This window comes from Runella defluvii (assembly GCF_014195535.1).
GTDB classification, from domain to species: domain Bacteria; phylum Bacteroidota; class Bacteroidia; order Cytophagales; family Spirosomataceae; genus Runella; species Runella defluvii.
This window is the reverse complement of record NZ_JACIBY010000010.1, coordinates 195,724-214,962: the sequence shown is the minus strand read 5'-3', so window position 1 is coordinate 214,962 and position 19,239 is coordinate 195,724. Positions and strand designations below refer to the sequence as shown.

Sequence of the window (19,239 nt, the reverse complement as noted above, 5' to 3'; positions counted from 1 at the left end):
TCTTATTTTCTGCAAAGTTACTGGCTTTCAGGGCAATCATCCAACTTTCAGGACAATCTTCCCAAATTGGGCACCACTATCCATGTGTTGTAAGGCGGTTTCAATCTCTTCTAAGGCAAACACTTGATCCACAATAGGCTCAATTTTGTGCGCGGCTAAGAAGTGAATCATATCGGCAAATTCTGCCTCCGTCCCCATTGTTGACCCATATATATTGAGTTGTTTAAAAAATACCTTCCCAGGCACGATGTCGGTAATGTTCCCCGTAGTTCCGCCAAAAAAACAAATACTTGCTCCTGCCGTGGCCACATCTATCAATTTGGCAAAACTTGCCCCGCCTGCACTGTCGATGATGATGTTGAAATACCCACTACGGTCGCCACCCGTGGCGGCGATTAGGTTTTTGGCCCAGTTGGCATCTTTGTAATTCACGCCGCCTTTGGCTCCCAACGCAACTGCCTTGGCAATTTTTTCGTCCGAACCCGACGTTACCCATACCTCAGCCCCCGCCGCTACTGCAAACTGAAGCACAAACAGCGCTACTCCGCCACCGATACCAGTCACCAGCACACGATCGCCTGCTTTCATACCTGCGCGCGACATGAGTGCCCGCCAACCCGTCAAGCCAGCCAATGGCACGGCCGCGGCGGCTTCGTACGACAAATGGGTAGGTTTTGTGGCAAGGTATTTTGCTTCAACTTTCAGGTATTCGGCAAATGTTCCGTGGTCGGGCATTCCCAAAATTTTGAAGCTTTTGCTGTAAAAAGCAGGATTTTCTCCCCAATTGTGCGACGGGTTAATAATAACATCTTTCCCTAGCCATTCTTCCGAAACTCCTTCTCCTACTTCTACCACCGTACCTGCACCGTCGGAGCCTAAAACGGCGGGGAGTTTAATCCCAGGATAAAGACCTTGCTGAATAAAAACGTCGCGGTGATTGAGGGCGGCGGCTTTGATTTGCACCAGCACTTCACCCGTGCCCGCGCTTGGTTTTTCAACTTCTTGTACCGTAACGGTTTGTTTGATTTCTGGAAGAATAGCGGCTTTCATACAAAACAAAAAAGTTTTTTGAGTGTCAACTTCCAATACAAACAACCTTTTGGGATGAATGGTTGACAGACCTCCAAAAATTTCGTTATTTTTGAACTAATAAGCCATGAATAGTTATGAAAGCCCCCTCTTTACTTTTGCTAGTAATTGCTTCGCTTTTTGTCCGATGCGCTACGGGCGAAACAGCCCTCAAAAAAGGCAGGCTCGACCTTGCTATTAAGCAATCGTCGTACCGCTTGACCAAACGGCCTTCGCATACCAAAGCAGCGAAGGTCTTCATCGCTGCCTACCAAGCGCAGGAACGGATTCATCAAGACAACATACAGTTACAAATCAGGAACAATCAACCCTTTAAATGGGAAGATGTCTTGTACCAATACCAGCGTTTACAACAAAACTTTCAACAGTTTTCGAAGTGTACGGCTTGTCGTTCGCTGATTCAGCCCCTGCCTCGCCCTTACACCGAAAGTATAGAACAGGTACGCGACCTCGCCGCCGCCGAACGCTACGAAGCAGGGATTCTCGCGTTTAAGCAACAAGGCAACCGCCAAGCCTGTAAGGAAGCTTTTGCTCATTTTACAAAAGTGAAACAACTGCGGTCGTCGTACAAAGACGTGGAGAAATTACTGCCGTTAGCCAAAGAATATGCTACGCTGCGGGTGGTGATTGAGCCTTTTAAGGACGTGCATTCACTTTCCAAGAATGACTACAGGTATTTGGAGGAGAAACTAGCAGATGCGCTATTTGATACTCGCCAACCGCACGAATTAGTCCGCTTTTACCCTCCTGCCGTTGCTCGTTACGACAGCATTCCGCCTCATCATTTGATTCAACTTAGTTTTACCAAATACAGCTCCCAAAGCGAAACTTTGTCGTCGAGTTGTACGACCGTTGAAAGTAACGAAACGTACAAAGTAGGCACCAAAAAAATCAATGATACCACCGAGGTGGACGTGATGGAAAAGGTAAAAGGAAGCCTCACTACGCACCGTCGGGAGTTGTCAGCGAGTTGTCGGTTAGAGTTCAAAATCATTGATTTGGACACCGAGCGCCCGCTTCATTCTGATCATATCAACGATTGGGCAGATTGGGCCGACGAATGGCATGAGTTTAGCGGAGACACCCGGGCCTTGAACGGCAAAGTGCTGACTACTTCCAAAAACCTTTTTCCGCCTTCGGATACTGATTTTTTCCGAGACATGAGCAAGTCACTGGCATCGCGGCTGCGCAAACGCCTCCAAGATTTTTACCGAAAAGAGTGATTCTATTACCAAAAAGTGCGCGAAGAAGTATAGTGACTTCGTGGGCCAAGCGTGACTCCCAGCGTAATTTCGTGCGACCCTCTCGTAGCCACTTGTAGCGTAGAAATGGGGTACTCATAGGTATAATTAACCCTCAATTGCTGAGCTACTTTTGCCCCAAAAAAAGCCGTAAAAGACTCTAATTGGCGGTAGGAAGCCCCAAACCACCAATCGGAAGAATAGCTTATTTTTAAATTCAAATCCCAAGATAGCGGCGCACTAGGTGCTTTTTTTAGCAAAACAGAAGGGGTAAAATCCCAATCTTCCACCAACGGTAAACGATACCCCGCCGTCAGAAAAAAGTGAGGAACGACCTTGCCTTGCCAATTGCTGCTACTGTTTTTAAAGGAGAGCGTTGAAGGCCAAAGTTGGTTTACCGAAAACCCACCAAAGAAATCGGTCGAATACACCCAAACGCCCGCGTTTAGGTCGGGACGAATGACGGATAGTTTTCCCGATGCCACCAACGGGTCTTGTGGATTTGCCAAACGGATTTGGTCAAAATCAAGCGTATGCTGACTTAGCCCTGCCGTTAGCCCTGCGCTTACCTGCCACTCTTCATTTATTGGATAATGATAGGCGCCCGTTGCGCCCATCGAAAACCGCGTCCACGGCCCCGTTTGGTCCCGCACCACCGTCAGCCCTGCCCCTGCGTGCGCATCGGGCTGCGACGAATACCGTTCTCGCCCAAAACGAAAACGAGGAGACGAAGCGGGTTCTATGCTAAAATCAGGATTGCCCAAAGGCAGGTGAGCCGTCAAATAAAACGTTCGAGGCGCATCTTCGAGGCCGCCCCACTGCTGTCGATAGCCCACTCGGGCATCGGCATAGCTTTCGATTCCAGCTACGGCAGGGTTGATGAGAAAATGATTTTGTAAATACTGCGAATAATGTGGCACCTGTTGCGCAAAACTTGCTCCCACTACCAAAACCCCCATCACGGCCCACAAGGTAGTCTGCCCAAACACACGTTTCTTCCTGTTCAACTTATTTTTTCAAAAGGGTATCAGATTCAAGGATTTATTGCAAAAATCGCGCCTAAAAATACCCTTTACCCGAACTTTATCAAAGCTCGGCGGTCGCAATTTTAGCCGACAAAATCGCCAGCGGAATTCCGCCTCCAGGGTGTACGCTTCCTCCTACAAAGTAAAGGTTTTTGAACTGACGGGAAAAATTGGCGTGACGAAGAAACGCCGCAAAGCGATTGTTGGAGCTATTGCCATACAGTGCTCCCTGCGAACTTGACGTCTTAGATTCGATGGTGCGCGGGTCTAAAATCGCCTCACACTCAATCAATTCGGCTAAGTTAACTCCTAAATTATGGCTTAATTTCTGCACAATTGCTTCCCGCGTTTGGGCAATGAGAGCGTCCCAATCCTGTCCTTCGTTATTGGGGGCATTGACCATTACAAACCAGTTTTCACCTCCCGCTGGCGCGTCGTCAGGTTTATATTTGGAAGTAATATTGATGTAAACGGTCGGGTCAGAATAAATGGTTTTCTTTTGAAATAAATGCTCAAATTCTGTACGGTAATCGTTGGAAAAGAAGATGTTGTGAAGCTCTAGTTCGTTAAATTGCTTTTTTACCCCCCAATAAAAAATCAAGGCCGAACTTGATTTGGGTTGACGCAAGATACGTTCAGGTTGGCGGGCGTTGGGTAGTAATTTGCGAAAGGTATTCACTACATCCATGTTAGAGACGACGACATCGAAGGTTCGCTCTTCTACTTTTCCGTTATTAGTTAGCTGTAACCCTTTTACCTGATTGTCTTCCGTTAAAATGTTGGTTACTTTCGTTCCGAAATGAAACGTCACGCCCAAGTCCTGCGCTAATTTTACCAAACTATCGGTGATGTCCACCATTCCTTTTTTTGGAAAAAATGCCCCAATGTTGTACTCCAAATGCGGGATGATGTTCATCGTCGCGGGAGTTTCGTAGGGGTTAGAACCGTTGTAGGTAGCATAACGGTTGAACAATTGTACCACCCGTGGATTAGAAAACCGCCGTTCGTTGGCGCGGTTCATGGTGGTAAAAGCGTCTAAACGGTGCAAATTTGCGTAACCTTTGAGCGCATCTCGGTTAAAATACGTCCCCAATTTATGCAACGAGCGGTGTAAAAACAGCTTCTCGGTAACATCGTATTTTAGGGCGCTGTCGTCCAAGTGTTCCAACACGTCTTGGGCGGGTACTCCCAGCGTTTGTTCGAGCGCTTGCGCAAACTTTTGCTGGTCGGCATGGGCCGTTAGTCGAACCCCATCGTCCCAAAAATACCGACACACTTCTTCTAATCGAATATAATCAAAATAGGCTTTGGGGTCTTTTCCCGACAAACGAAAAAGCTCATCGACCAACTGCGGCATGGTAAACAACGACGGCCCCGCGTCGAAACGATAACCGTTTAATTCAAAACTCGACAGTTTACCTCCTGGATAGGTGTTGGCCTCAAAAACGTGCACTTCATACCCCTTATTGGCCAGCCGAATGCTCGTTGCAATGCCTGCAATTCCTGCGCCAATGACCGCTGCTGTTTTCATTTGTGTTACAGACTTCCCGTCCGTTCGTTAAATTCCTTCACTCATTGTATAACGCACCTTCCGACTAACGACCACGACCTCATCTCCTACTTTAATACGACCCGATTCTTGCGTGACGACGTTTTGGCCAAAGAAAATCTTATTGTTTCTCTTTCGATAGCTGGACAGCGTACGCAAAGGTTCTTTGCCCGAAATCTCCCCTTTTTCTGGGTCAACCGTGGTCAGAATACAGCGGGCACAAGGTTTTACGCCGTAGAAGCGGATTCCTCCTATCGTAAACTCGTACCATTGGTCTTCGTCGTAAGGCTCGCCTCCTTCAAAAACAAAGTTGGGGCGAAAGCGTACCATAGAAACTGCGTCGAGCAGTCGAGTGTTTAAATCATCTAACGAAGATTGGCCAATCAACAAAAAAGGAAAGCCATCGGCAAAGCTTACGTTGACGTCGAAAGGGGCGTAATCTGGATCAGCCAAACGCGGCGAAGTATCAGGCAAATACATTAAACGCACCGAAAAACCCAACGCCTCCGTCAGCCAACGGTTACAGGTGTCGTTGACTACGACGGCTTCGATGGTATCGTCCCAAACGGTCACAGGTACCAAATCGAAGGTTTCAGGAAGTGCAGGTACGGTTAAGGCCCCCAAGTCCCGCGTACGGTGTCGAAGTTCCAAGCCATGGTCGGTCAAGGTTACCTCAATTAGCGCCATGGTCGGATGTTGGCGCTGAGTTACAAAACGATTGGTGTCATCAATCACCACCCAACGGCGATCAAAGCGTATCCCCCGCTCTTCGACTTCGGCCTGCGAAACCCGAATTGCGCCCAATGATTTGACGGGATAAATGTAAATGTCGGAAAGAATGAGTGAAGTGTTCATAAAACAAAGTAACGTCGATTTTCGTATTTTTGGAAAAAATAGCAACCTAGCTGTCCACAATGCCTACTTACAAGCATCTTTTTTTCGACCTCGATCACACTTTATGGGATTTTGAGCGTAATTCGGCCGAATCTCTTTCTGAAATTTACCATACGTTTGAACTGCATAACCACGGTATTTTATCGCTTGGCGATTTTGTCAAAACCTTTATTGAAATCAATACGCAACTTTGGGCCGATTTCGACCGTGGCCACATTGCCCACGGTTTTATTCGTGAAAATCGTTTTAGATTGGTCTTTGAGGCGCTCAACGTCGATAACCTCGCCGTTGGAAAAGACATGGGAGAAGAATACTTGCGGCTTTTACCTCAAAAAGCTCATTTGCTCGATGGCGCCGTGGAATTACTGGATTATTGTGCCAACAAAAACTACCAACTCCACATCGTCACCAACGGTTTTGATTCGATTCAAGCCTCCAAAATGGCCAGTTCGGGCATTCAGCAGTATTTTGAGCACGTCATTACCAATGAAAAAGCAGGGGCTAAAAAGCCTGATGCCCAGATTTTTGAGTTTGCACTTCGCTCCGCCAACGCCCGCTCGGAAGAAAGTTTGATGATTGGCGACAATTGGGAAGCTGACATTATGGGAGCGCTCCGTTTTGGCATCGATGCTGCTTTTTACAACCCCAAAAGCCTAAAATTTGAGCAAACACCCACCTACGATGTGCAGCATTTGAACGAGTTGATGTCAATTCTCTGAGGTCGTGGTGGTGGGTTTACAAAAATCACAAACACCTTTTTTACCGCTTTCAATCAACGTATTTTTTTCCAACAAAGATAGCTTTCGGACTTTAACGCCAATGCTCTGAAAATCAATCGAAATCGTTCGTTTTAAATCTTCAGGGCGAAAACTGGCTCGATTGGCAGCTTCCGAAACAAGGTTATAAAACGCCCCCATGTAGGTTTTGAAACTGCGAATGGGGTAAGGCGCTAACCCGAAGTTCTGGGCATCGGCCTTGATTTGCTCGGCACTTTCGAGGCGCAAACCGAGGGTTTCGTGGTTAAAAACGTAGGCATCGGGCGACAATTGGGGCTGCGGTTGACTCAAAAAGCGGTTTTGGTCAAACAAACCAATCGGATAATTGAGCAACAACCCGCCGTCCACCAGCACGTCGGCGGGAACCGTGCGCGGAGGGCGCGAATAAAAACGCCCCGTACTATCCATAAACACCGCACAGTAATACAAAGGAATCGACATGGACGCCCGTACCGCATCCGCAATCGCGAGGTTGGGGAAATTCTCGTACGACAACACCATTGGTTTTTGCTGCGTGAGGTTGGTCACCGTTACGTACAAATCTTTGAGGCAGCTGTCGCGTTGGGCGAGTTCATGCAGTTCCCCAAAAGTCAACCCCGAATTACCCGTTCTAATCTCAATCTTTTCACCCATCCAGCGTCGAAACGCATCGCCTCGGTACCAGCCAAAACGCTCCACCAATCGCTGAGCCCCTCCCACAAAAATGTATTGACCGTCGTTGAACGACTCCACTTTCATCTCAGAAACCAAGTCTGTCAATTCTGCTGCCGAATACCCTACTGACAGCAACGACGCTTGAATGGCACCCGCTGACGTTCCGCCAATGCGACGAATATGGTGCAACATCCCTCTTTGTTCCAATTCTTGCAACGCTCCACAATACGCCACGCCGCGAATCCCACCCCCTTCAAGCACTAGATTATGGTACTTTGGCTGCGCCAATGCCGTTGACAAACCCCAAACAAAATGAATGAAAAGTCCGTTGAGTAAGAGTCTAGGTAACACTTTTTGGGCCATAAAAACGTTTTTTGTTGTGTAACGATTTTGCTAAAGAAAAATTGAACAACGAATGAAGCTTCTGCTACCAAATTTCACCACACCACTCGTCCATTTCTGCGCTTGTCGCGGTTTGGTGGGAATTATTTTAGGTGTATGCACGACTTTCTCGGCATTGGCTCAGTCGTTTTCTTTTCAGTGGGATAATGCCGTTCCCGTGACAATGCAGGAAAAAAAGCTTCTTAACCCTTGGGCGGGTGGGCTAAACAATGCTCAGTTTTCTAAGATGCACCTCAACGACGATGGGGTCGAAGATTTGGTGGTTTTTGAACGTTCAAGCCATTCCGTCAATACTTTTTTGGCCGTACCGCAAGCCACTGGATTGCAATGGAAACACGCCCCTGAGTACGAAACACGCTTCCCAGCGGACATGCTTCATTGGATGTTGCTGGTTGATTTTGACCAAGATGGCCGCAAAGACCTTTTTACCAGCACCAACGGCGGTATTCGGGTTTTTAGAAATGTAGCTACCTCCAACGGTTTTTCGTGGTCACTCATTGCTGACCCCATTCTTACGCAAGGTTTTTCAGGAAATATCAACTTATACGTTCCTTCCACCGACTTACCCGCGATTGCCGACATCGACGACGACGGAGACATTGACATTCTGACTTTCGATTTTACGGGGACTTCGGTCGAACTTCATCAAAATTTTAGCAAAGAGCAAAAAAGTACAACTCCGTTCATTTTTAAGAAAACCACCAACAATTGGGGACGCTTCAGCGCTACTTCCTTTTGTGACCAATATCTTTTTAATCTTCCACCTATCGACGTTGCGCTTCAAAACCTCTCCAACGCGCGCATTGCCCACGCAGGAAACACCCTTTGGGTCGGCGACCTCAACGGCGACGGCAAAAAAGACGTCCTGCACGGCCACGTTGCTTGTGACAACGTAGTGATGCTGACCAATGTAGGTGGAAACGGAATGGCGGCACTGATTGGCAGTGCTCAAGCTTCCTTCCCTGCCGTCACCCCCATCAATTTCCCCGTTTTTCCTTCTCCTTATTTAGAAGACATCGACGGAGATGGCCAAAAGGACTTGATTGCCAGCCCCAGCAGTACCGACATTGCGACCAATCCGTTGCTCAATTTGCGGCAATCCAATTGGTTGTATAAAAACGAAGGAACCACTACCAACCCTAAGTTTACCTATCGTCAAATGGATTTTCTCCAAGATGGGATGATTGATTTGGGAGAGAACGCCACCCCTGCCTTGGCGGATATTGATGGCGATGGTGACTTAGATTTAGTCGCGGGTTACGGTGGTTTACGCGCCACCGATGGCTATCGGGCAGGCATTGCGTTTTTCCGAAATACAGGTAACGCCACCCAAGCAGCCTTTGAATTTATCAATGAAGACTTTCTCGGGCTGAGCGCCCAGCTTTTTAAAAAAGAAAACGTGAGTATGGTCAATGCCAAACCTTTTTTTGCGGATTTGAACGGCGATGGCACTACTGATTTGGGCTTTTGGGCCAATACTTTTAGAGGAATGGACATTCGCTACCTGCCTAATCTCGCCCCACGTGGACAAGCAATGCGGCTAGATACGAGTCGAATCACCAAAATGCCGCTTCCTAAAAACTTTACCAACGGCGAAAACTTGCTCTACTATGACATTGATAAGGATGGAAAACTAGACGTACTGGTGAGTAAAAATTCGGGGAATGTGGAGTTCCATCAAAATGTGGGAAGTACGGCATCCCCCATCTACGAACTTAAAAGTGAAGCTTTTGGCGGAATTGACGTTGATTTTGAACGCCGAGCCCAAGGAATGGTCGTAGCCGACCTCAATGCTGACCAAAAACCCGAACTTATCATGGGGGATTTGCTGGGTCGCTTGCGTGTTTACCAAAACTTTACCACACTGACTACGTTTAAAAGCGACAGCAACCTCATTTTCAACGCATTTAGCAATAAATCTGAATTTATCCGCATTGGCGTGGGGCTCTTCCCTGCGGTAGGTGATATCAACGGCGACCAACTGCCTGAACTCCTTATTGGCAGCAATACGGGTGGGATTCGTTTTTTGAAAAACAACTCACCCAAGGGCACTCCCACTGGCAACGAGCTGGAGTTTATCGTGTATCCAAATCCTACTTCCAACTTTCTTTACGCCCAAGTTCCCGAAAAAGGAACGCTTGAGTTGTTTTCCATCAGTGGACAATTCATCCGCAGCCTCGTTGTTCCACAAGCCACTACCGAGCTCCCAATGGATACCAGCAAATTACCTGCGGGCTTGTATGTCCTGCGTTTTACGACCGCCAATGACGTTAAAATGTCGCAAAAGGTAATAATAACCCGCTAAGACCGCCAAAGCATACACCGCGTAGCCCCAACTTTCGCTGACAGTCCAGCACTCTACGCACCAGCGATGTGTTTCGCTAGGAAAACGCCCAAGGTCAGGTTCTACTTCGTACAAACGCATCAACGGCAGCGACATCAGAAACACGTAGCCAGTGACCCAAGTAGGCTGCTGGTTTAAGCGTACCAGCAAAAATGTCAACACAAACGGCATTCCGTTAAATAAAATTCGGCTCGTATCACCGCCTCCAAACACGCTGAGAAACAGCCATAAAACCACCTGGAATTGTAAATAGGCACTCACCTCACCCCCTGAGTCCCCCTCTCCTTGCAGGAGAGGGGAATTTTGAACGCTTTTCTCCTTCCAGGGGAGAGAAATAAAACGCTTATTGGGTGAGGCAGATAGCCACAACGTTCCAAAGGCCAATAACCAGCTTATGGGAATCCGCGCTAATAATTCTGGTTCTACCAAGTACCTTTTTGCCACCCGAAGCAATGTTACTAGGGAGTTATTTCGCCAATCGGACGTGGGGGGCGGGAAAAAATGTGAAGCTATGGAATGTGCCAACAAGGCCACCAATAGGGCTAATAATGCAATAAAAAAAGGGCGTTTTGACTGGTTGAAAACAAAGCTATTCACCCCATTCCACAAAGCTATACAGCCAATGACGGCAATAAAAGACTCCTTTTGTAGCGTTCCTAAAGCGGCCACAAGCACTATAAAAAGCCATTTTTTATTTTCTACAACCCCAAAAAACAGCAAGAGCGTTAACCAAAAATAGCTTCCCACATCTGCCGTTACGGGGTCGGGCAGGTACATGCGCACCAGTCCTTTCCAATGAAAAAGTAGCCAAAACAATCCCAGTCCAATCACTGAAAGGCGAAGATGTAGTCGTTGCCAAATCAACGTCAGTAGCCCCACAGTCAGCACCACAAACAGACCATTGAGGCCGACAAAATCCATTTTTAGGTCATGGAAGGGAAAATGCGCTGCCAACCACGGGCTCAAAATTCGGGTATTGAACGGAAAAGAAGAGAGATATTCAGGCGTAAGACCTCGAAAATACCGATAGCTTTCCGCGTATTTATGGGCGTCAAAACGCCTATCCAACAGTTCGTAGGAATACGTGGGCTGCACCATCGCGTACGTCAAGTACACCATGGCGCTCAAACCCATCGCTATCCCAACGTTTTTTTTCATGTTGGGTTATTTTTGTTCCAACAAACAACCTTTCAAACCTTCTTCCAAGGTCTTCCACGGAAGCGGGTTACCTCCGATGCACTCCACGCGGCTGTCGCGGCGGTAAGCAAGGTACTCAATCGAAAACTCGCCTCGAACTGAATTAATCAAGACCCAATCGACGCCCGTCCGAAACGCTCCTTTTACTCGTTCGACATGTTTAAGGGAAGTCACCCAAGCTTTTAACTTTTGCAAATCAAAGACCTCATCGGGCGAGAATACCCAACCGCAGCTGTATCTTCCTAAACCGTGGCTTTCTTTCATCAACGGCTTGCCCACTTCAGGAATCGGTAAGTCGTGTGCTTCATCGTGATGATGGTGGTGGTGATGTTCGTGCTCATGGGCATTGGGGTGCAACGCTTTGCGATTGGGAAAAGGCTCGATATTCAACCAATGAGGGTCAACATCGCCCTGTGCGACCGCTCCAATTAGAATCTTCGGCGGAAACAGTTCTTTGGCCCAGCCCAAAAACTCACGCGTCAATTCTTCCCCTGCGAGGTCTATTTTGTTGGCAATCAACACATCGGAAAGCGTAATTTGGTCAATGAACGTCTCGTGCTCGCGGTATTCCTCTTTGTCCCATTGCCGAGGGTCCACCAAGCACACCGTCGCCCGAATATCAAGTACGTCTTTCAAAAATTTTCCACGAAGCATGTCCAAAATGGCCTCTGGATGCCCCATTCCCGTGGGCTCAATCAAAATCCGATGCGGCTTGATTTGGCGCAGCACCAGCGTCAGGGTCATTTGCATGGGCAGATTGGCGGAGCAACAAATGCAGCCCCCCGCGACCTCTTTCACTACTAGTCCATTTTCGTCCGCACCCGCAAAAGGCGTGTGGTCAATGGAAACCGACCCAAATTCATTGATAATCACCGCCCAGCGTTCATCGGCGGGTTTGCGTTTGAGGATATTTTGGAGCGTTGTCGTTTTGCCTACGCCCAAAAAACCTGTGATCAAATTGACGGGTATTTTTTGTAATGCCATACGTTCTTATTTTTTTCTTTTACCCCAAATTGGGGGAAAATACGCCCAAAATTGGCGATTCTAATTGTCTTTGTTACGTTTTACAACAATTCTGTTTTACCTTCGTTTTTCTGCAAATTTCACTAAAATGTTTCGACAACTCTGTCTTTTATTTTTAATTGGTCTTGCCACGTTGAGCCATGCCCAACCCACGACCTCCAAATACGATCCACACGTATTATTTAACCCATTGTTTAACTACCAACCTGCCAATGAGTTTCGAACAGGAAGCGGTGCTCCAGGGCCTCGTTATTGGCAAAATCGTGCCGACTATAAAATTGCAGCTACCCTCGATGAGGGCGCTAATCAAGTCAGCGGTGAAGTAGAAATTACGTACACCAACAACAGCCCCGAAACGCTCCCTTTCCTCTGGCTCCAACTCGACCAAAACGCCTTCAACGATAACTCTCGCAGCGGCAAAACAACGCCGCTCAGTGGTGGGCGTTATGGCAATTCGGGGTTTGAGGGCGGCTACGTGGTTAGCACCGTGACCGTCCAGCAAGGAAAAGGCAAAGCGGCACCTGCCGAGTACATTGTCGATGATACCCGTATGCAGATTCGCCTAGCCGAGCCGCTCAAGTCGGGTGGCGACGTTATCAAAGTCAAAGTCACTTATTCGTTTAAAATTCCGTCGTACGCCTCCGACCGCATGGGAAAACTCGACACGCGCAACGGCATAGTTTACGAAATGGCGCAGTGGTATCCTCGCATGTGCGTTTTTGATGACATCGAAGGCTGGAACGTATTGCCCTACCTTGGCGCGGGCGAATTTTACTTAGATTATGGCGATTATGAATACAGCGTCACCGTACCTTGGAACCACATTGTGGTAGGTTCGGGTGAATTGCTCAACCCTACCGAAGTACTCACTTCGGAGCAACTCAAACGCCTTGAAGAAGCCCGTAAAAGCGACAAAACGGTGATGATTCGCACCGAAAAAGAGGTGAAAGACAAAAACTCTCGCCCCAAACAAGAAGGAATGCTCACGTGGCGCTTCCGTTGTACTAACGCCCGCGACGTAGCCTGGGCTACTTCGCAGTCATTTGTTTGGGATGCCGCCAAAATGAACCTTCCCAGCGGTAAACCTGCTTTGGCGCAGTCGGTGTACCCTGTCGAAAGTGCGGGTAATGACAGTTGGGGACGCTCCACAGAATACGTAAAAGGTTGTTTAGAATTTTATTCAAAATATTTACTCGAATACCCCTACCCCGTCGCCAGTAACGTGGCAGGAATTGTGGGTGGGATGGAATACCCTGGCATCGTTTTTTGCGCCCACAACGACAAAAAAGAATCGCTTTGGGGCGTTACCGACCACGAATTTGGGCATACTTGGTTTCCGATGATTGTGGGAAACAACGAGCGTAAATTTGCGTGGATGGACGAAGGTTTTAATACTTTTATCAACATGCTTTCAACCGAGGCATTCAACGACGGCGAGTACAACCAAGACCGTTTGGACGATATCCAGAACATTGCCCCTACGCTTTTCCGCGACGGCGCCGACCCTATCATTACCATTCCAGACGTTATCAAAACGACTAATCTTGGTTGGGATGCGTATTACAAGCCTGCGATTGGCCTCAAGATTCTGCGGGAAGTGGTAGTAGGCCGCGACCGTTTCGATTATGCTTTTAAACAGTACGTAAAACGTTGGGCTTTTAAACACCCTACCCCTTACGACTTTTTCCGTAGCATGGAAGATGGCACGGGCGAAGATTTGGGTTGGTTTTGGAAAGGATGGTTTTACGAAAACTACAAACTCGACCAAGCCGTCAAAGAAGTACAATACGTAGAACAAAGTCCCGCCAAAGGTTCTATCATTACGATTGAAAACTTAGAACAGTGGGCTTTACCAGCCGTCGTAGAATTGGAAGAAACTAACGGTAAAAAAACGCGGATTCAACTCCCTGTTGAGGTTTTTCAACGCAGTGGTTCGTGGACGTTTAAAGCCCCGACCAAAGGGCCGCTTAAATCGGTCACGATTGACCCAGATTCAAAAACCCCTGACGTCAACCCTCGCAATAATACGTGGCGACCTGCTCGCTACATTTCTCCCGACGAGAACTAATCAAGTGACTTTCATTTCCAGCCGAGGCCCGCAATGGTCTCGGCTTTTTTGTGTTTTATTCCCCAAGGAACAGCCTCCAACTGCAACGCAAACGCAAAAAGGCACGTAAATCTCAAAAGTACACACACATAGATACACCAATACTCTTTTTACCATCTGATACCATGAATCAAAAACGTTTTGCAGTAGCGAGCTTTGTCTTGGCCCTTATTTTGGTTTTTCAAGCCTGTAAAGACAAGGAAATCACCGCCGAAAACGCTGCCACCATCACATCATTAAATTGTTCAAGTGCTACCTTCTCAGCTTCTGCTACAAGCGGAGCTTCGTTTACTGCCACCGCGAGCGTACCCTATACGGGCGGAAACGGCGCCTCCTACGCTGAAGGAACGGCCATTGCTTCTACAGGCGTGACGGGATTAACTGCTACCTTGTCGGCGGGTACGTTATCCAACGGCAACGGAACGGCTGCTTTTGTCATTACAGGAACTCCTTCGACCGCAGGAACGGCCAGCTTTGCCATTGATTTAGGTGGGCAATCGTGTTCGATAGCATTGCCTGTCACTGCCTCAAAAGCGAGTGTCGCAACGCTCACGGGAACCGTAAATCCTACCACAGGAACCAACGGCGTAGCATACACGGGTACGGTGACCATCACCTACACTGGCGGGAATGGCGGTGCTTATGATGTTTCCACCGCTTCATCGACGGGCGTAGAAGGGCTTACGGCTACTTTGGCGGCAGGTACACTGGCGAATGGCTCGGGCACGCTGGTCTATAACATTGCGGGAACGCCTACTTCGACGGGCACGGCTGTTTTTAACTTGAGTTTGGGCGGACAAACCTGCACAGTTTCTGTAACTATCAGTGCTTCAAGCACCGCCTCTACTGCCAAAGACACCGTTGTGATTACCTATTCAGGAACCAGTGCTTCTGTTAGTAATGCCTTCCAAAACGACGGCGTAACAGTAACTACCAGCGGGGCTGATGTCACCGTAAAATCAACCAATACCTCCAAAGAAATTGTGTACCTTTTATCGGGTACTGCCACCAAAGGCAGCTTTAAGATTTACAGCGAATACAAATTCAACATCACCCTCAAAGGCGTTAGCATTACCAACAGCGCAGGCCCTGCCATCAATAGCCAGTCGAGCAAAAAAGCAACCATCAATGTCATCGGAACCAACACCCTTGTCGATGGCACCACCTATGCCACCAGCTCAGAAGACCAAAAAGGAACACTTTTCGGCGAAGGACAATTGAGTTTTATGGGAACAGGTACGCTGAACGTGACGGGTAACAACAAACACGCCATTGTATCCGACGACTACATTTACGTCAGCGAGGCCAATATCGTCATCAAATCGGCAGCGAGCGATGGTATTCACGCCAATGATTATTTTGCAATGGACAACGGCAGTGTCACCGTAACTGCCGCAACAAGTAACGGCATCGAAGCCGAAGAAGGCTACGTTGTTATCAACGGCGGGGTAGTCACCATCAACAGTGTCAACGACGGAATTGCCGCCTCTTACGAAGGTACTGATGCCGCCGTTACGCCTTATGTATTGATAAAAGGAGGTAAAATCACGGTCACAACGACGGGTGATAAAGGCAACGCTATCAAAAGCGAAGGTTACACGACAATCGGCACAACCGATGCGGTTACACTTACCGTTTCGGGCAAAGGTTCTAAAGGAATCAAAACGGGCGGCGATTGCACCATTACTTCGGGCACGGTTAAAATAACCACCTCTGGAGCAGCTTATTACGACACAGCCGACGCCGACATTGCCGCCCCAGCGGGAATTAACTGCGACAAAAACCTCGCCATCAAAGGCGGAACATTAACCGTCACCAGCACAGGAACGGGTGCCAAAGGCATCAGCGTTGACGGAACAGCAACCATCAGCGGAGGTACCACCACTATTTCTGCTACTGGGACAAAATATACCTATAACACGGCCAATACCAGCGAAGCCAAAGGTTTTAAGAGCGATGGTTCTTTTGTGATGAACAATGGTGAACTCAACATTGCCGCTACCGATGATGGCTTAAAGTCAGAAACGTCGATTACCATCAATGATGGCACGGTAAACGTTACTAAATCATATGAAGCCATGGAATCCATTATTATTAAAATCGCAGGCGGAGTTGTTAACTTAACCGCAACCAATGATGGCTTAAATACCTCGTATGGCACCGTTTCGGGCGGAACCGAGTCGAACGACAACAGCCAATTGACGGTAAGCGGCGGGATTGTGATTGTGACAGGTTCCGATGCCATTGACAGTAATGGCAACTTCACTATTTCAGGCGGAACGGTTATTGCAAACGGAAATGAGGACATCGACGTCAATGGAAACTTTTTGGTCAATGGAGGCTTTTTGATTGGAGCCGAACCAGCTAGTAACATGACCAAAGCCATGGGAACGGCCTCTACCCAAGTTGGAATGTTTATCAAATCAAGTGCATCTGTAGCCACTACCTCTCTGATTCATATTGAAGATGCCTCTGGGAAAGACTTGTTGACGTTTAAGCCCAAAACGGCCTCGGCTTATTTCCATTTTTCAAATCCAAGTTTAACCAAAGGAGGTCAGTATAAAATCTACTTCGGCGGAACGTACACGGGCGGAAGTTACATAGGCAACTCGTCGGGATGGGGCCTATATACGGGCGGAACGTATTCTAACTCAGGCGCTACGCTCAAGTCAACCACCACGACGTCGAGCTCGGCTACGGTGAATACCGTTTCGTTTTAATTACTATTCCCCTTTTACTTCATACCACGCCGAGGCACTTCGCAGTGTCTCGGCTATTTCTTTTTCCCCCTCCCCTGACTTTGTTCTTCCCCAAACGTACCATTATGTGAGAGATTGGCGTTAATTTTGCAGGGTTTTCTACGTTGAGCTTTCATACCATGTCATTTTTGAAATATACACTTCTTTTACTGCTGATTAGTTGTTCGCTTTTTGCCCAACCCAAACGTGAGTTTCGAGGGGTCTGGATTGCCAATGTGGGCAATGTTGACTGGCCCTCTCAAAAAGGGCTATCGGCGCAGCAACAGCAGCAAGAACTTCGCGATTTACTGGATTTGATTCAACTAAGGGGGTTAAATGCCGTCTTTTTCCAAATTCGCAACGCCTGTGACGCCGTTTATGAAAGCAAGCTCGAACCTTGGTCGGAATGGCTAACGGGGCAGCAAGGACAATCTCCTGGCTATGACCCGCTCGCTTTTGCCATTCAAGAATGCCGCAAGCGTAACCTTGAAATTCACGCTTGGATAAACCCCTACCGCGCCGTTACTGATATTCGTCGGGCGTCGTTAGCACCCAACCACATCGCCAAAACGCACCCCGATGTGCTACTTTCGTACGGAACGCTACGGATTCTCGACCCAGGGCGGCCCGAAGTGCGCACCTTCGTCACCCGCGTGGTTATGGACGTCGTTCGCCGCTACGACCTAGACGGCATTCATTTCGACGATTATTTTTACCCGTATCCCGTTCCTAAAGTAAGCCTCAACGACGAAGCAACTTTCCAAAATTACAGCCGAGGTTTTACCAACAAAGCCGATTGGCGGCGCGATAACGTCAATTTGCTCGTCAAAACCGTGTCTGATAGTATTCGTCGCGTCAAACCTTGGATTAAATTTGGGGTATCACCTTTTGGTATCTGGCGCAACCGCAGCAGCTCGCCCGAAGGCTCCAACTCACGCGGTTTTGAGGCTTTTTCGGGCAATTTTTCCGATTCTCGTAAATGGGTACAAGAAGGCTGGGTGGACTACATCGCCCCGCAAGTCTATTGGAGCATGGGAAGTACGACCGCCAATTATGCCCAATTGGTGTCGTGGTGGAGTGATAACGTCTCCGAACCTCATCTCTACATCGGCCACGGCGTTTATAAAGTCAACAGTGATTCCCACTGGAAACGTCCGCTGGAAGTGCCCAATCAAGTGCGCTATAATCGTTCGTTTGAGAATGTTCATGGAAGTATTCTATTTAGCGCCAAAACCCTTAGGAACAACCCCAACCGCTTTTGCGATGCACTTTGTCAGGAAGTGTATCAAAGTCCCGCGTTGGTGCCTGCCATGCCTTGGAAAACCCAAGCAGCTCCACCGAGCCCTAAAGAACTAACCGCAAAATTGAACGATAACAACACGGTTACTGTCTCGTGGTCTTTTCCGTACCAGTTGACGTCCGAGCGCGATAAAGCTCGCTATTTTGTGGTGTATCGCAGCAGCCAACAATCGTCGATTGACCTGCGCTCGGCCCAAGCCATTCGAAGCATTGTGGTAAAAACCGAAGGTGCATCTACCTTCAGTTTTACCGATACCCAAGTAAAACCCAACACCAAGTACAACTACACGGTGAGTGCTTTTAATCGCCTGCACAACGAAAGTCAACCCACGGAAGCCAGTAGCTTAACCACCAATTCCAAACCGATTGAGGCAGCGCCCGAGCCTGAAAAGATTATTCTACCATTGGCAACCCAACTCAAGAACGCGCCTATAGTAGCTAATTCGGAAGAACCAATGGAAGCCGTTGCGGCCGCTAATGAAGAAGAAGAGGACGACGAAGAAGAAGTGGAAGAACAAAAAACACCTGCAAAACCACAAAGCACTTCTATCGCTTCGACCGAATCGGATGAGTTTCTTCAAATTTTTCCGAATCCATTTAATCAACAAATCAACATTCGCTACCGCTTACCCGAAGCCGCCGAAGTATCGCTTTACGTGTATGATTCGCGCGGAACGCGGGTGGGTGCTTTGGTGGTCAACAAGCAGCAAGAAGCTGGGAATTACACCGTTCACTTCAATGTACAGTTCATGAGCGAAGGCACCTACTACGCCCGACTCATGGCGGGAGAAGTGCAGAAAACCGCCAAAATCACCTTGAAGCGTTAGGAATCATTAACAAAACTATTCACAATTTGGGGACTACTTTGACGTTTTTAGCCCAAAACCATCTAATTTTTCTT

At 48.0% G+C, this 19,239-nt stretch carries 13 protein-coding genes; 6 read left to right on the top strand and 7 right to left on the bottom strand.

Annotation, left to right across the window (positions count from 1 at the left end):
* Window positions 1-36: 36 nt before the first annotated feature.
* Window positions 37-1,050: a quinone oxidoreductase family protein gene (locus FHS57_RS21505; protein ID WP_183977311.1), complete on the bottom strand. Its 1,014-nt coding sequence runs from the start codon at window positions 1,048-1,050 to the stop codon at window positions 37-39.
* Window positions 1,051-1,166: 116 nt separating this feature from the next.
* Here FHS57_RS21505 and FHS57_RS21500 point away from each other — a divergent pair, with 116 nt between their 5' ends.
* Window positions 1,167-2,312: a hypothetical protein gene (locus tag FHS57_RS21500; protein ID WP_183977309.1), complete on the top strand. Its 1,146-nt coding sequence runs from the start codon at window positions 1,167-1,169 to the stop codon at window positions 2,310-2,312.
* A 5-nt stretch (window positions 2,313-2,317) separates the two neighbouring features.
* Here FHS57_RS21500 and FHS57_RS21495 read toward each other — a convergent pair whose 3' ends face one another.
* From FHS57_RS21495 to FHS57_RS21485, 3 genes are all read right to left on the bottom strand, one after another.
* Window positions 2,318-3,337, bottom strand: coding sequence for a PorP/SprF family type IX secretion system membrane protein (locus FHS57_RS21495; protein WP_183977307.1), 1,020 nt, complete (start codon window positions 3,335-3,337; stop codon window positions 2,318-2,320).
* A 79-nt stretch (window positions 3,338-3,416) separates the two neighbouring features.
* A complete protein-coding gene (gene crtD / locus FHS57_RS21490) occupies window positions 3,417-4,886 on the bottom strand; it encodes a 1-hydroxycarotenoid 3,4-desaturase CrtD (RefSeq protein ID WP_183977306.1) in 1,470 nt (489 codons plus the stop codon).
* Window positions 4,887-4,913: 27 nt separating this feature from the next.
* Window positions 4,914-5,759: an MOSC domain-containing protein gene (locus FHS57_RS21485; RefSeq protein ID WP_183977304.1), complete on the bottom strand. Its 846-nt coding sequence runs from the start codon at window positions 5,757-5,759 to the stop codon at window positions 4,914-4,916.
* Between the two features lie 59 nt (window positions 5,760-5,818).
* Between FHS57_RS21485 and FHS57_RS21480 the strand changes: the two genes are divergently transcribed.
* Window positions 5,819-6,517: a YjjG family noncanonical pyrimidine nucleotidase gene (locus FHS57_RS21480; protein ID WP_183977301.1), complete on the top strand. Its 699-nt coding sequence runs from the start codon at window positions 5,819-5,821 to the stop codon at window positions 6,515-6,517.
* On the opposite strand, the gene FHS57_RS21475 is transcribed toward FHS57_RS21480, so the two are convergent.
* The gene (locus FHS57_RS21475; RefSeq protein WP_221225694.1) at window positions 6,506-7,579 is read right to left on the bottom strand and encodes a patatin-like phospholipase family protein; all 1,074 of its coding nucleotides are present in this window, start codon (window positions 7,577-7,579) and stop codon (window positions 6,506-6,508) included. The two genes, FHS57_RS21480 and FHS57_RS21475, sit on opposite strands and share 12 nt — an antisense overlap.
* Window positions 7,580-7,643: 64 nt before the next feature.
* Here FHS57_RS21475 and FHS57_RS21470 point away from each other — a divergent pair, with 64 nt between their 5' ends.
* Complete coding sequence (locus FHS57_RS21470) at window positions 7,644-9,935, top strand: T9SS type A sorting domain-containing protein (protein ID WP_183977297.1); 2,292 nt, start codon at window positions 7,644-7,646, stop codon at window positions 9,933-9,935.
* Here the strand turns inward: FHS57_RS21470 and FHS57_RS21465 are convergent.
* Both FHS57_RS21465 and FHS57_RS21460 read right to left on the bottom strand, forming a co-directional pair.
* Window positions 9,855-11,132, bottom strand: coding sequence for a hypothetical protein (locus tag FHS57_RS21465; protein WP_183977296.1), 1,278 nt, complete (start codon window positions 11,130-11,132; stop codon window positions 9,855-9,857). The two genes, FHS57_RS21470 and FHS57_RS21465, sit on opposite strands and share 81 nt — an antisense overlap.
* A gap of 6 nt (window positions 11,133-11,138) precedes the next feature.
* Complete coding sequence (locus tag FHS57_RS21460) at window positions 11,139-12,155, bottom strand: CobW family GTP-binding protein (RefSeq protein WP_183977295.1); 1,017 nt, start codon at window positions 12,153-12,155, stop codon at window positions 11,139-11,141.
* Between the two features lie 127 nt (window positions 12,156-12,282).
* On the opposite strand from FHS57_RS21460, the gene FHS57_RS21455 reads away from it, so the two are divergent.
* The 3 genes from FHS57_RS21455 (at window position 12,283) to FHS57_RS21445 (ending at window position 19,165) form a co-directional block, all read left to right on the top strand.
* Window positions 12,283-14,262 (top strand): M1 family metallopeptidase, encoded by a 1,980-nt coding sequence (locus tag FHS57_RS21455; protein ID WP_183977294.1) that lies wholly within the window; start codon window positions 12,283-12,285, stop codon window positions 14,260-14,262.
* A gap of 164 nt (window positions 14,263-14,426) precedes the next feature.
* Window positions 14,427-17,021 (top strand): carbohydrate-binding domain-containing protein, encoded by a 2,595-nt coding sequence (locus FHS57_RS21450; protein WP_183977293.1) that lies wholly within the window; start codon window positions 14,427-14,429, stop codon window positions 17,019-17,021.
* A 158-nt stretch (window positions 17,022-17,179) separates the two neighbouring features.
* Complete coding sequence (locus FHS57_RS21445; RefSeq protein ID WP_183977292.1) at window positions 17,180-19,165, top strand: family 10 glycosylhydrolase; 1,986 nt, start codon at window positions 17,180-17,182, stop codon at window positions 19,163-19,165.
* The last annotated feature ends 74 nt before the right edge of the window (window positions 19,166-19,239 follow it).

Coding starts and splice junctions, on each gene's coding strand:
- FHS57_RS21480 (WP_183977301.1), top strand. CDS start 5,819: ATGCCTACTTACAAGCATCTTTTTTTCGACCTCGATCACACTTTATGG.
- FHS57_RS21465 (WP_183977296.1), bottom strand. CDS start 11,132: ATGAAAAAAAACGTTGGGATAGCGATGGGTTTGAGCGCCATGGTGTAC.
- FHS57_RS21445 (WP_183977292.1), top strand. CDS start 17,180: ATGTCATTTTTGAAATATACACTTCTTTTACTGCTGATTAGTTGTTCG.
- crtD (WP_183977306.1), bottom strand. CDS start 4,886: ATGAAAACAGCAGCGGTCATTGGCGCAGGAATTGCAGGCATTGCAACG.
- FHS57_RS21460 (WP_183977295.1), bottom strand. CDS start 12,155: ATGGCATTACAAAAAATACCCGTCAATTTGATCACAGGTTTTTTGGGC.
- FHS57_RS21450 (WP_183977293.1), top strand. CDS start 14,427: ATGAATCAAAAACGTTTTGCAGTAGCGAGCTTTGTCTTGGCCCTTATT.
- FHS57_RS21455 (WP_183977294.1), top strand. CDS start 12,283: ATGTTTCGACAACTCTGTCTTTTATTTTTAATTGGTCTTGCCACGTTG.
- FHS57_RS21470 (WP_183977297.1), top strand. CDS start 7,644: ATGAAGCTTCTGCTACCAAATTTCACCACACCACTCGTCCATTTCTGC.
- FHS57_RS21505 (WP_183977311.1), bottom strand. CDS start 1,050: ATGAAAGCCGCTATTCTTCCAGAAATCAAACAAACCGTTACGGTACAA.
- FHS57_RS21500 (WP_183977309.1), top strand. CDS start 1,167: ATGAAAGCCCCCTCTTTACTTTTGCTAGTAATTGCTTCGCTTTTTGTC.
- FHS57_RS21485 (WP_183977304.1), bottom strand. CDS start 5,759: ATGAACACTTCACTCATTCTTTCCGACATTTACATTTATCCCGTCAAA.